The sequence below is a fragment of the Polyangiaceae bacterium genome (assembly GCA_015075635.1).
Lineage (GTDB): Bacteria > Myxococcota_A > Polyangia > Polyangiales > Polyangiaceae > JADJKB01.
Genome location: JABTUA010000001.1, coordinates 352,362 through 365,728 on the forward strand (window position 1 = coordinate 352,362; position 13,367 = coordinate 365,728).

Here is a 13,367-nt window from a genome sequence, read left to right on the forward strand (position 1 = left end):
GCCATGGAGTACCGATTCTTGGGCAAGACGGGCGTCCGGATCTCGAAGCTCGTGTTCGGGACCATGTCCTTCGGCGGCGACGCCGACGAGGCGACGAGCGCGGCGTTGTTCGGACGCTGCCGGGACGCCGGGATCAACTTCTTCGACTGCGCCGACGTGTATGCGAAGGGCCGCTCCGAGGAGATCTTGGGCAAGCTGGTCGCGGGCTGCCGCGACGAGGTGGTGATCTCGACCAAGGCGTACTTCCCGACCAGCGCCGACCAGAACGCCCGCGGCTCGTCGCGTCTGCACCTGGCGCACGCCGTGGAGGCGAGCCTCCGGCGTCTCGGCACGGACCGCGTGGACGTGTTCTTTCTACATCGCTTCGACGACGTGACCGCGCTCGAAGAGACGCTGCACGCGCTCGAGACCTTGGTCCGGCAGGGCAAGATCCTCTACCCGGCGGTCAGCAACTTCTCCGCCTGGCAGACGGCGAAAGCGCTGGGCGTGGCGACGTGCGCGGGGTGGGCGCCGGTGGTGGCCTCGCAGCCGATGTACAACCTCCTGAAGCGCCAGGCCGAGGTGGAGATCCTGCCTCACGCGCGCGCCGAAGGCCTGGGCGTGCTCACGTACAGCCCCCTGGCTGGTGGCCTGCTCAGCGGAAAATACGGCGTGGGCAAGGCACCGGAGCGCGGTCGCTTGCAGGAGAATGCGATGTACAAGACGCGCTACGGTGCGCCGTCGAACCTCGAGATCGCGGACGCCTTCACGGCGCTCGCGGCGGAGCTCGGCCATCACCCGGCGACGCTGGCCATCGCCTGGGTGGCGGCGCAACCCGGCGTGACCGCGCCGCTGATCGGCGCGCGGAACCTCGAGCAGCTCGAGCCCTGCCTGGCCGCGGCGGAGCTCGCGCTCGATGCGGAGCTCCTCTCCCGCATCGGCGCGCTCTCCCCCGAGCCGCCCCCGGCCACGGATCGCAACGAAGAGAAGTCCGCGAACAACTACGGCAGTCGCTGATGCGCGAGCTGTGCGTCGGCATCGATCTCGGCACGACCCACGGCGTCGTCGCCTGGGCGAAGCGCGAGGCCGGCGCGGAGGTCGAGGTCTTCCCCATCCCGCAGCTCGTGACGATGGGTCAACGCCAGGCCCGCGCGCTCTTGCCGTCGTTCTTGTACGCGCCGCTGCCCGGAGAGCTTGCGGAAGATCCGTTCGGCGACGCGCCCTGGGCCATCGGCGAGGTCGCGCGCCGGCGCGGGCGCGAGGTGCCGGGGCGGGTGGTGTCGTCGGCCAAGAGCTGGCTGTGTCACGCGGCCGTCGATCGCACCGCCGCCATCCTGCCGTGGGGCGCCTCCGACGAGGACGGCGAGCTGCCTCGGCTGTCTCCGGTGGAGGCCAGCACGCGACTCTTGGCGCACATCCGGCGCGTCTGGGACCAGGCACACCCGGGGCGGCCCTTGGCCGAGCAAGAGGTCGTGCTGACGGTGCCCGCTTCGTTCGATCAGACCGCGCGCCTGCTCACGGTGCAGGCCGCGCGAGACGCCGGGCTCACGCCACGACTGCTCGAAGAGCCCCAGGCGGCGTTCTACGACGCCATGGCGCACCTCGGCTTGCAGCGCCTCGGGGAGCTCTCGGGGCCGGCGGGCGAGCCTGCGCTGATCTTGATCTGCGACGTCGGCGGCGGCACCACGGACCTGACGCTGATCCGCGTGAGCCGCGACGCCGCTGGAGCGCTGGCCGTGGAACGCGTCGCGGTGGGACGCCACCTCCTGCTCGGCGGCGACAACATGGATCTCGCGCTGGCTCACCTGTGCGAGTCGCGCTTGGTGGCGCCGCCCGCACATCTGGACGCGCGGCGCTTCGCCGAGCTCGTCTTGGCTTGCCGCGCCGCGAAGGAGACGCTGCTCGCGCCGGGCGCCGGCGAGTGCGCCGCCATCGCGCTGGCCGGGTCCGGCTCCGCGCTGGTCGGCAGCACGCTCCGGACCGAGCTGGAGAAGGACGAGGTGAACCGCGTCGTGCTCGAGGGCTTCTTCCCGCCTTGCTCCCGCACCGACTCGCCGAAGCGCGGTCGCTCGGGGCTTCGGGCCTTCGGCCTGCCCTACGAGCACGACGCTGCCATCACCCGACACCTGGCCGCGTTCGTGGCGAGCCACGCGCCCGCCGAGACCCCCATCCGCGCCGTGCTCTTCAACGGCGGCGTGTTCCGCGCCGAGCGCACCGCCGAGCGCGTGCTCGAGGTGGTGCGCTCTTGGGGCGAGCCGAGCTGCGAGCGACTGCCGGAGCGCGATCCGGACTTGGCGGTGGCGCGCGGCGCGGTGGCGTACGGGCTGGCCCTGGCCGGACACGGCCTCTTGATCGGCGGCGGCTCGGCGCAGGGTTTCTACGTCGGCATCGAGGGCGCCGAGAAGCGCGCTGTTTGCGTGGTGCCCCGAGGCGCCCGCGAGGGGGAGCGGCACGTGGCAGCCGGGCTGCCGCTCGCGCTGCGCGTGGGCCGGCCGGTGCGCTTCGAGCTCTTCGCGGCGGATCACGCCGTTCACGCGCCGGGAGAGATCGTGCGCCTCGACGACGAGCGCTTCTCGCTGCTCTCGCCGGTCGCGTCGAGCTTCGACGCCGAGGGCAGCGGCGACGAGGTCCAGGTCGCGCTGGTCGGAGAGCTCTCGCCCGTGGGCACACTCGAGCTTTCGTGCATCGAGCGCGACGAGCAGCAGCCGCGTCGGTTCGCGTTGGCCTTCGAGCTGCGTGCGCGCGCCACGAGCAACGAGGCGCGCGTCTCCGAGCGACCACGACCGAGCGTGCGCCCCGCGAGCGCGCGCTTCGACGAGGCGCGCACGGCCATCGAGCGCGTGTTCGGCAAGGCGGCGTCCGCCGTCAAGGAGCGCGAGGTCAAGGATCTCTGGCGCGAGCTCACGCGGATCCTGGGCGAGCGCAACACCTGGGGCGGCGAGCTGTGCCGCGCGCTCTACGACGTGGTCGCGCCGCTCGCCAAGGCGCGGCGTCGCTCGCTCGACCACGAGCGCGTGTTCTGGATGCTGGTGGGCTACTGCCTGCGCCCCGGGTACGGTCACCCGCTCGATCCCGGTCGCATTCGCGCGCTCTCGCCGCTGTTCGAACAGGGTCTGGTGTTCCAGGAGGAAGCCCGCGGCTGGCAGCAGTTCTGGATCGCCTGGCGGCGCGTCGCTGGCGGGCTCGCCGAGAACCTGCAGACGCACATCCGCGATCGTGTCGATCCGTTCCTGGCACCTGCAGGTCACGCCGGGAAGAAGCCGAAAGGGATGAAGCCCCAGGCACTCGACGAGATGCTGGAGCTCGCTTCGTCCCTCGAACGCGTCGCGCCGGAGCGGCGCGCCAAGCTCGGTGAGTGGCTGATCGAGCGCACCTGGACCGAGCAGAACCCGCGGCTCTGGGCCGCCATCGGGCGTCTGGGCGCGCGCGCGCCGGCCTATGCCAGCGTGCACCACGCCGTCGCGACGCGCGTCGCGGAGAGCTGGCTCGATCATTTGCTGCGCGAGAAATGGAGCGAGGTCCCGACCGCGCCCCGAGCGGCGATGCTCTTGGCCCGCGCGACGGGCGACCGCACGCGCGACGTCAGCGGCGAGCTCCGCGAGCGCGTGGCGCAGGCACTCGAAAAGGTGAACGCAGATTCAGACTGGGTCCGGGCGGTACGCGAGGTGCTTCCGGTGGAAGACCGCGAGCGCGCGGAGTTCTTCGGTGAGGAGCTCCCGGCTGGGCTTCGGCTGGTGGTCTGAGCGCGCTCAAGGTGGCCTGAAGTGGGTGGCTGTGTGTGGCTCACACCTGACCGCGATTAGTTGAGCACTGCGTCTCGGTCTGCGACACTTTGGAGTCGAGTGTCCGCCGTGACGGTCCCCAGCAGCGCAACCTTCGCCGGTGACGTCGGCGCGGGACACGTGCTGGGCCGCTACGAGCTGCTCTTGCCCATCGCCAGCGGCGGCATGGCCATGGTCTGGGCCGCGCGGCTCAAGGGAACGCGCGGCTTCCAGAAGATCGTCGCGGTCAAGACCATGCTGCCCAAGCTGAGCGAGGACGCCCAGTTCGAGCAGATGTTCCTCGACGAGGCGTCGCTCGCCTCTCAGGTCCGACACCCCCACGTGGTGGAGACGCTGGACCTCGGCGAGCAGGACGGCGTGCTCTTCATGGTGATGGAGTGGATCGACGGGATCCCGCTCCACCAACTGATGAAGGAGGCGAAGCAGTCCGGCGGGATTCCGCTGCCGGTCGCCGTCCGCATCGTGATGCAAGCCTGCGCCGGGTTGCACGCCGCGCACGAGCTGCGCGATGCGAAGGGGCAGCTGGTCGGCCTGGTGCACCGCGACGTGTCGCCGCAGAACATCCTGGTCACCTACGACGGCGTGGCCAAGGTCGTGGACTTCGGCGTGGCAAAGGCCACGGCCCACGGCGATGGCTCCACCAGCGCGGGTCAGGTCAAAGGCAAGGTCGCCTACATGGCGCCCGAGCAGATCAAGGCCAAGACCATCGATCGTCGCGTGGACGTGTTCGCGATGGGCGTGGTGCTCTACCTGCTCACGACTGGCAAGCACCCGTTCCGGCAGGAGAACGAGGCGGCCACGCTGTACCGGATCTGCGATCCCAAGCCGGCGGTGAACCCGCATCGGCTGGTCCCCACCTACCCGATGATGCTCGAGCGCGTGGTGATGCAGGCGCTGGCGAAGGATCCAGCCAAGCGCTACCCGACCGCCAACGACTTCGCGCGCGCCCTCGACCAGGCGTTGCCGCGCAACCTGCGGGCGAGCACCGACGAGGAGGCGGCCTCGTTCGTGCGCAGCCTGTTCGGCGAGCGCCGCGAGCAGCAGGCACGCGCGCTCGCCGCCGCGCTCGAGACCGCCGACAAACGCGCCGCCGCCGCCCCAGTCCCCGGGCAGACGCTGCGCGAGCTGCTCGACTCTCAGCCCCCGCCGTCCATGCAGACCGCCGGCAGCGGCGTCTCCGGCGTGTCCGCTTCCACGACGACGGCGGAGCTGAGCGGCGTCAGCGGCATCGCGAGGCCGCCGTCGATGCCGGATTCGGTCGAGCCGACAGGCTCGCGCGCCCTGGCCCCCACCCCCGGCGAGGGGATCGAGCTCACCCCGGCCGAGCTGCCGAAGAAGAGCCGATGGCCGCTGTTCGCGGGCGCGAGCGTGGTGGCCGTCGCGCTGTTGGGCGGGCTCGTGTTCTTGCTGACGCGCAAGCCGGAGGCGCCGGCAGCAGAGCCTGCGGCGGCTCCCACCGAGCAACCCACCGCCGCGTCGCCGGCACCCGAACCCAGCGTCGTCGCCACCGCCGAGCCGGTCGCGAGCGCCGAGCCCGCGCCCGCCGCGACCGCGGAGGCCGAGCCGACGACGAGCAAACGCCCGCGCAACACCGGCAGCGCCGTCGCACCGAAGGCCGCGCCCACGGCCAAGCCTGCGCCCACGACCAAGCCCACGACCGGCTGGAAGCACGATCCGGGATTCTAGGGAGACCCTCGCTGTCTTGGCGTGAGCAGATCGCGCAGTTGGGAATCGTCGCCAACCGCTGTTTGCCGAGGGGGCGACCCCGAGTCTGAGGTGTGGAGAGGTGGGCCCGAGTGGGCCGCCGGTTTGACCCGACCCTCACCCCCTGGCGTGATAGTTTTCGGATCATCATGCGGTCTTTTGCGCGCGTTCTCCGGGGCGCACTGGTGGGCGGAGCGGTTACCTTCTACTTCTCCGCGTGCGGCGTGCCCGAGTTCGGGTTTCAAGATGGAACAGGCGGAACGGACGGTGGTGCGGCGACGGGCGGCGCCTCGGGCGCCGGCGGCAGCACCGGCGGGAGCGCGGGCGATTCCGGCAACGACGTGACCACGGATGGCGACAGCGGTCCGACCGGCTGCACCTCGAACGCCGACTGCGCAGCCACTCCCACGCTCCCCGTTTGCGACATCCCGAACAGCAAGTGCGTGGAGTGCCTGCCGGCGAGCGACAATTGCCCGAAGGGCACCTACTGCGCCGGCACGGTGTGCAAGATCGGCTGCAACGACGACGAGGATTGCGCCGGCCTGGCTCCGGACGCCAGCGCCGGCGGCGACGCCGGTGATCCGGACGCGGCGCCCGCTGACGCCGCCACGACTCTCACCTGTGACACCAGCAAGAACTTGTGCGTCGGCTGCAGCGCAGACCCTGAGTGCCCGCTGGGCACGGTGTGCGACACGGCGAGCGGCAGCTGCATCCCGGGGTGCGCGACCTCGGCCACCTGCCCGAGCAGCTTCGAGTGCTGCGCCAAGGAGTGCGTGAACCCGAGCTCGAACGTCGATCACTGCGGCGCCTGCGAGACGCCCTGCAAGCCCGTCGGGGGCAGCGGCAAGTGCGAGGCCGGCGTGTGCAAGGTGGACAAGTGCGACCTCGGCCTGGCGGACTGCAACGGCAACGCCAGCGACGGCTGCGAGACGACCCCCGGGGTAGACCCGCTCCACTGTGGCGCGTGCAACAACGCCTGCCCGGAGCCGGCGAACGCCGCGGCGACCTGCGTCAACGGCAACTGCGGCACGGGCGCCTGCAAGCCCGGCTTCGAGAGCTGCGACAGCAACCCGGCCAACGGCTGCGAGGTGAACCTGCAGACCAGCGTCGGCAACTGCGGCACCTGCAACCTGGTGTGCGACCTGCTCAACAGCAACGAGATCTGCAAGGACGGCGCCTGTGCGGTCGGCAGCTGTGTGGCCGGCTTCGCCGACTGCGACAAGGCCTCGGCCAACGGCTGCGAAATCAACACCTTGACCAGCAGCGACCACTGCGGCGGCTGCGGCAACAAGTGCGATTTCCCGAACGGGGCGGGCACCTGCAACTCCGGCATATGCACCTTGAGCTCCTGCGCCGCGCCCTGGAAGGACTGCGACCTACAGGCGGCCAACGGCTGCGAGAAGAACAGCAACACCGACCCGCAACACTGCGGCACCTGTGGCAACGCATGCAGCACCGGCCAGGTCTGCCAGAACGGCAGCTGCGTGCTCTCCGGCTGCGCGCCGCCGACCGCCAACTGCGACTCGAACCCCGCGGACTGCGAGACCAACACCAACACCTCGACTGCCAACTGCGGCGGCTGCGGGATCGCGTGCACGAACGCCCACGGCTCGACCAGCTGCATCGCAGCCGTGTGCACGCCCGTCTGCGCCACCGGCTGGGGCAACTGCGACGGCGATCCGAAGAACGGCTGCGAGACCCCGCTGAACACGCTGGAGAACTGCGGCGCCTGCGGCTCCTACTGCGCGTTGCCGAACGCCACCCCGAGCTGCGACACGGGCCAGTGCACGGTGGCTACCTGTCTGACCGGGTTCGGCAACTGCAACGGACTGAACGCGGACGGCTGCGAGATCAACGTCAACACCTCGGTACCGAACTGCGGCGGCTGCGGCTCGGCGTGCAGCCCGAACAACGGCACGCCGTCGTGCAGCGGCGGCAACTGCTCCATCGCCTGCAACGGCGGCTACGCGGACTGCAACAGCAACCCGCGCATCGACGGCTGCGAGGTCAACCTCACGAACAACTCGCAGAACTGTAGCGCGTGCGGCACGACCTGCCCTCCGGCCACCCCGAACTGCGTGGGCGGGTCGTGCATCTCGGCCTGCCCCTCCGGCTTCGCCGACTGCGACGGGAATGCCGGAAACGGCTGCGAGACGAACCTCAATACGAGTCACAACAAGTGCGGCAGCTGCTCCAACGCCTGCGGCGCGAACCAGTACTGCAACAACTCGGTCTGTGCCAGCTGCGGCTCCGGCACTCTCGACTGCGATCTAAACGGGGCCAACGGTTGCGAGGCGAACACCGCGACCAACCCCAACGCCTGCGGCGGCTGCGGCACCAAGTGCGGCTCGGACGGGACCTGCGGCTGCGCCTCCAGCGCGTGCAGCGGCGGCACCATCTACTTCTCGGAAGACTTCTCGGACAATGCCAAGGGTTGGACGCTGCAAGGCGAGTGGGCCATCGGGCCGACCTCCGCCGGCACCGGCCAGCAGCAGGGCTTCCCGGACCCGGCGAGCGACCACTCCACTACCAGCGACAACGGCGTGGCCGGCATCGTGCTCGGGGGCAACTACGCCAACCCCATCAACGGGCCGAACTACATCACGAGCCCGGTGATCAACCTGAGCGCCGCGTCGGGGACCGTGAGGCTCACCTTCTGGCGCTGGCTCAACATCGACTGGGATCCGTTCGTGACGGACACCGTCGAGGTCTACAACGGCTCGAGCTGGGTCGTCTTGTGGACGAACGCGACCTCCGGCAAGGTCCTAATCACCGACAACTCCTGGACCCGTCACGAGTACGACGTCACCGCGCACAAGAACGCCAACTTCCGCGTGCGCTTCAGCCACAAGACCGGCAAGTCGGGGAACTTCCTGGCCTGGATCATGAGCGGCTGGAACATCGACGACCTGTCGCTGTCCAGCGGCACCTGCAACTGACTCAGACTCGACTTTCGCTGTCTTGGCGTGAGCAGATCGCGATCCGCCACTGAGGCCGAGACCCACGAGAATGCCGGCGAGGCCGGCGCACTCCCCCCGCCAGGTGGGAGTTGTCGCCGGACGTGTCCTGTCAGCGTCCCGACAAGAACCCTGAAGAATGCCGGGCGTGGCGGCGAACTCGGGGCGTAGAAAGACACCGGAGTCAGAAGCGGCCGAAAGCGGCCACGCCACCGCTGCCCGGACCGACTGCGGGCGCTACGTAGTAGCCGGCCTTGGGAGCCGACGACTTCTGGGTCAGCAGCATCGTGGCTGCGATCCCGACGCCGACCACGCCCACGCCCACGCCGACCATGGACAGCGTGTTGTAGGTCTTGGCGTCGTCATAGGTGCTCTGCTTCTCCGGCGGGCAGCTGTTGCCACCCGGGCCGCAAGCGTCCTCGAGCTCGCTCACCTTGCCCTGCTTCATCAGGAAGAACACTCCTCCAGCGGCCAGGCCCGCGACGCCGACGCCACCGATGATCCAGGGCAGCGCGCCGCCGGACTTCTTCGCCGGTCCCTGATCCTTCTCGGCCGGCTTCTCGACGGCGCCCGCGGGAGCCGGGGCTTCCGCGGGGAACTCGATCACCAGCTCCTTGGCGTCGCCTTCCGCCAGGCTGACGGTCTCGGAGAAGCGGGTCGTCTCACCCAGCTTCACCTCGACCAGGTGCGGCCCCGGATCGAACGGCATCGGGCTGCCCAGGCTGTTCTCGCCGACGGAGACGCCGTCGATCTCGATGCGCCCGCTGGTGGCGCTCTTGCCACGCGTGACCGTGAGCTTGGGGATGCGCGCCTTGAGCTGCACGATGCGCTCCTCGACCTCCCTCACGAAGCTCGGGTCCACGCTGGCGGCTTCCTGCATCGCGAGCTCGTAGCCCCCGAGCGCGGTCAAGAGCTTGCCCAGCTTCTCTTCGCAGAAGCCGATGTGGTAGCGCACCTGCGGCGTCATGCGCACCTGCCCCACTTCACGGAAGGCCTCGAGCGCCTGCGTGTAGTTGCCGGCCTGCTCCAGCTCCGTCGCCTGCTGGAAGCGAGCGCGCGCCTTCGCGAGCTCTTGCTTGGTGGGTGCCGCCCAGGCCGGGCCCGCGGGCGCGCCGAGCAGCGCGGCGATGACCAGGCAACCGGTGACGCGCGCGCGGATTCGCGAGGTTTTCGCCATGACGATCTCGCATGGTAGCGCAGCTCGGATACCGCGGACGAAATGGCGCCAAGGTGCGCAACCTACCTACCTGGTTGCAGGCGGTGCTTGATGCGACACTGCACGAGTCCGGGGGGAGTCGTCCTTTCTCGAGCGGTACCCACGATGAACCGACACGTTCGCTTGCTTGGGCTCTCCTTCATCCTCGCGGCCTGCTCGGGCGAACGCCCCGCCGAGCCCGATCCGGCCACGACCTCCGGTGAGATCGTCGGCGGCGTGGACGACACGACGCACACCAACGTCGTCATGCTCGCCAACCCGGGCGGCTCGTGTACGGCCTCGCTGATCGCGCCGAACCTGGTGCTCACGGCGCGCCATTGCGTCGCGCAGAACGTCACCCAGGGCATCGGCTGCGACATCAACGGCAACTCGACCAACGGCGACCACGTCGGCAACAACTACGCCGCGGCGAACTTGAAGGTGTTCACGGGTCAGAGCCCGCAGTTCTGGGGCACGCCGGTGGCCGTGGGCGCGCAGCTCTTCACGGTGCAGAGCAAGAACCTCTGCAACAACGACATCGCGCTCCTGGTGCTCAACAAGGCGGTGACCAGCGCCCCGCCGCTGAAGATTCGCCGCGACTACCCGCCGCAGATCGGCGAGCTGGTGACCGCGGTCGGCTACGGCGCCATCAACGACAACTCCCAGGGCTCCGGCAAGCGGCGCATGCGCGCCAACGTGCCGGTGCGGAGCGTGGGCAAGGACTGGAACGAGCTCACCGGCGAAGGCGAGCTGGCCACGGGACAGGCGGTCTGCTCGGGGGACTCCGGCGGCCCGATCTTGTCGGCGGGCGGCGCCGTGATCGGCATCGCGTCACGCGTGTCCAAATGCACCGATCCGAACGCCACCGCCAAATACGTGCGCCTGGACTACCACAAGGATCTGATCAACCAGGCCTTCGCCGCCGCGGCCGCCTCGCCCACGCTCGAGACCGGCACGGGCACGCCCATCGTTCCCAAGGCCACCGGCGAGGGCCCGTGCACGACCGGAGCGCAGTGCCAGTCGTTCTTGTGCGCGCCGGCCGGCTACTGCACCGACTTCTGCACCTCGAGCTCGTGTCCCACGGGGTACGTCTGCCAGGACATGAGCTTCCCGATGTTCACCCAGCCGGTGAAGGCGTGCGCTCCGCTCGGCGGTGGCACCGCCTGCGAGACGTGCCGCAACAGCGAGTGCCCGACGGTGGTGTCGGACTGCTTGGGCACCAACGCCTGCAAGGCCGCGCTCGCTTGCGCCGATGCCTGCACCGACGCCGCCTGCCTGGCCGACTGCAAGACGACCAACGCGCTGGGCTGGGACGCCTACGAGTCGGTCGCGTATTGCGTGTGCAACAGCTCGTGCACGAGCGCCTGCAGCAACCATTGCGCGACTGGTAGCGGCGGCAGCGGCGGTAGCGCCGGCGCCGGTGGCGCTCCCCCGGCAGGCGGCGGCAGCAGCGGAGCCGGCGCGGTCGGCGGCGCACCCGCGGGTGGCGGCGGCACCAGCGCGGGAAGCGGCGGCAATCCCCAGCAGACCAGCGACTCCGGCAGCTCCGGCGGCTGCGGCGTGTCGCGCTCGAGCAGCGGCTCGAGCGCCTGGCTCGCCCTGGCTCTGGCGGGCCTCGCGGTGCTGCGACGACGCCGTCGGTGAGCTAGCTGCACGAACCCGCGCACTTGGCGTCCGCGCAGCCGATGGCGGCGTCGTATTCGTCTCTGCCGGCCGGGTGCTGCGCCGCGCAGTCCGCGATGCAGCTCTCGACTCCCGCGTCGCCCGCGTCGCCCGGCAAGAGCGCGCAGGCGAGGATGCAGTTCACGTAGCCGTCGTCGCAGTCGGGGTCGGAGTAGCAGACGTTGATCAGAGCGCAGCACTCCGCCTCCGCACACGCGTTGCAGGCCGCGTCCTGAGACGAGTACGGCTTCTGGAGCTGGCAGGCGGGCGCGTCGGTGCCGGTGTCGGCGGGACTACCACCTTGACCGATGGTCTGGCCCCCGCTGCCTCCCTCAGCGCCTGCCGATCCACCGCTGGCGGTACTACCGGCGGTCGAGCTGGCGTCCGACGCGCAGGCTGAAGCAGAGACCACGGCGAGGCCAATCCAGGCGAAGCGCATTGGAACGCACCTATCCCATGCTACCGTGAGCGCAGGCGAGGGCGAAAAATGGCTATGCGAACAATCCTTGGCGGTTTGTGTGTGATCAGCGCGGTGGTCTTGGTCGGCGCCTGCGGCGGCGACGACGAGAAGGAGTCCAGCAGCACCGGCGGCAGCTCGTCGGGTGGCGCGTCGACCGGCGGCAGCTCGTCGGGTGGCGCGTCGACCGGCGGCAGCGGAGGCGGCACCGCGGGCGCGGGCGGCGGCACCGCGGGCGCGGGCGGCGGCACCGCGGGCGCGGGCGGCGGCACCGCGGGCGCGGGCGGCGGCACCGCGGGCGCGGGCGGCGCGGGAACCGGTGGCGCGGGAACTGGCGGCGCGGGAACTGGTGGCGCACCAGGAACCTGTCCGGGTCAGGCACCGCAAGACGGCCAGAACTGCACCTCGGTGGGCTTGAACTGTCCGTACGGCAACGAGCAGTGCACCTGCGTCGTGGGCCAAGGCGGGCCGGACTGGCAGTGCAACCAATGCCCCGCGACCAAGCCGGCCGAGGACTCGCAGTGCCAGGGGGGCGGCTCGCGCTGCACCTACGGCGCCGACAAATGCCTGTGCTTCGGCCAGACCTGGAACTGCCCGACCTGCCCGGGAACGGCGCCGGCCGACAACTCCCAGTGCACGTCGCAGCAGTCCGGCCTGCAGTGCACCTACGGCACGACGTTCTGTTCCTGCTTCGGCGGCGACTGGAACTGCAACGCGCCGAACCCGAACGGTTGTCCGGGCCAGGAGCCGAACCCCGGCGCGAGCTGCACGCTGCCGCAGACCACCGCGTGCAGCTACGGCAACACGACCTGCTACTGCATCGGCGGCCAGTTCTACTGCAACTGAGCGCGGCGCACCTGCGCCCAGAGCTCGCACGGGTCGAATGGAAGGATTCGGCCCGTGCGACGGCGCGTGACGCTTTGTTGACCGGCGCCGCTCGAGCGCCGTTCAATTTCGCGCGTGGCGGATCTGCTCGAACCGGCGACCAGCGCGCGCGCTCGCTGTCGCGGCTGCGGTGAGAAGATCGAGAAGGGCGAGCTGCGCTTCGGCGAGGTCCTGCCGAACCCGTTCGGCGAGGGCGACGCGACCTTCTGGTTTCACCTGGTCTGCGCCGCCTGCATGCGCAGCGAGAAGATCCTGCCGTTGCTCTCCGAGCGGGTCCCCGACCGCGCTCGGCTCGAGCAAGTGGCAGAAGTCGGCGTGGCGCACCCGCGCACGACGCGGCTCCTCCGCGCGGAGCGCTCGCCCTCGGGACGGGCCCGCTGCCGCTCTTGCCGGCAGCTGATCGAGAGCGGCGCTTGGCGGCTGTCCCTCGGCATCTTCGACGAGGGCCGGATGGAGCCCATCGGCTTCATCCACGCGGAGTGCGCGGCCAGCTACTTCGAGACCGGCAACCTCCTCGGCCGCATCCTGCTGCTCTGCCCCGAGCTCGGGGAGGACGCGCGCGAGGAGATCTCGCTCCGACTGGCCGCGCCGCCTCCGGCGGCGGGCGAGCCGCCCTTGGCCTCGGCGGACGCCGCCCCGCCCTTGGCGAAGACCCAGGGCGCCGAGCCCAGGGCTCGAGCCAAGCGCGCGCGCTGAGCGCACACCTGTGCGGCGCGCTGCACGGTCGAGGTCGCGATCTGGGCAAA

9 protein-coding genes are annotated in these 13,367 nt (G+C 70.4%); 7 read left to right on the forward strand and 2 right to left on the reverse strand.

Annotated elements, in window-relative coordinates; translation table 11 throughout:
* Window positions 1-3 precede the first annotated feature (3 nt).
* The 4 genes from HS104_01700 (at window position 4) to HS104_01715 (ending at window position 8,404) form a co-directional block, all read left to right on the forward strand.
* Window positions 4-996 (forward strand): aldo/keto reductase, encoded by a 993-nt coding sequence (locus HS104_01700; GenBank protein ID MBE7478692.1) that lies wholly within the window; start codon window positions 4-6, stop codon window positions 994-996.
* The gene (locus tag HS104_01705; protein ID MBE7478693.1) at window positions 996-3,722 is read left to right on the forward strand and encodes a hsp70 family protein; all 2,727 of its coding nucleotides are present in this window, start codon (window positions 996-998) and stop codon (window positions 3,720-3,722) included. Before HS104_01700 ends, HS104_01705 begins: the two co-directional genes overlap by 1 nt.
* Window positions 3,723-3,830: 108 nt before the next feature.
* Window positions 3,831-5,447 (forward strand): serine/threonine protein kinase, encoded by a 1,617-nt coding sequence (locus HS104_01710; protein ID MBE7478694.1) that lies wholly within the window; start codon window positions 3,831-3,833, stop codon window positions 5,445-5,447.
* 203 nt (window positions 5,448-5,650) lie between these two features.
* Complete coding sequence (locus HS104_01715; GenBank protein ID MBE7478695.1) at window positions 5,651-8,404, forward strand: hypothetical protein; 2,754 nt, start codon at window positions 5,651-5,653, stop codon at window positions 8,402-8,404.
* Between the two features lie 202 nt (window positions 8,405-8,606).
* Here the strand turns inward: HS104_01715 and HS104_01720 are convergent, their stop codons facing one another.
* A complete protein-coding gene (locus HS104_01720) occupies window positions 8,607-9,599 on the reverse strand; it encodes a hypothetical protein (protein ID MBE7478696.1) in 993 nt (330 codons plus the stop codon).
* A 144-nt stretch (window positions 9,600-9,743) separates the two neighbouring features.
* Here HS104_01720 and HS104_01725 point away from each other — a divergent pair, with 144 nt between their 5' ends.
* The gene (locus HS104_01725; GenBank protein ID MBE7478697.1) at window positions 9,744-11,261 is read left to right on the forward strand and encodes a S1 family peptidase; all 1,518 of its coding nucleotides are present in this window, start codon (window positions 9,744-9,746) and stop codon (window positions 11,259-11,261) included.
* A gap of 1 nt (window position 11,262) precedes the next feature.
* Here the strand turns inward: HS104_01725 and HS104_01730 are convergent, their stop codons facing one another.
* Window positions 11,263-11,718 (reverse strand): hypothetical protein, encoded by a 456-nt coding sequence (locus HS104_01730; GenBank protein MBE7478698.1) that lies wholly within the window; start codon window positions 11,716-11,718, stop codon window positions 11,263-11,265.
* A gap of 54 nt (window positions 11,719-11,772) precedes the next feature.
* On the opposite strand from HS104_01730, the gene HS104_01735 reads away from it, so the two are divergent.
* Window positions 11,773-12,582: a hypothetical protein gene (locus HS104_01735; protein MBE7478699.1), complete on the forward strand. Its 810-nt coding sequence runs from the start codon at window positions 11,773-11,775 to the stop codon at window positions 12,580-12,582.
* Between the two features lie 114 nt (window positions 12,583-12,696).
* Window positions 12,697-13,317, forward strand: coding sequence for a hypothetical protein (locus HS104_01740; GenBank protein MBE7478700.1), 621 nt, complete (start codon window positions 12,697-12,699; stop codon window positions 13,315-13,317).
* Window positions 13,318-13,367 lie beyond the last annotated feature (50 nt).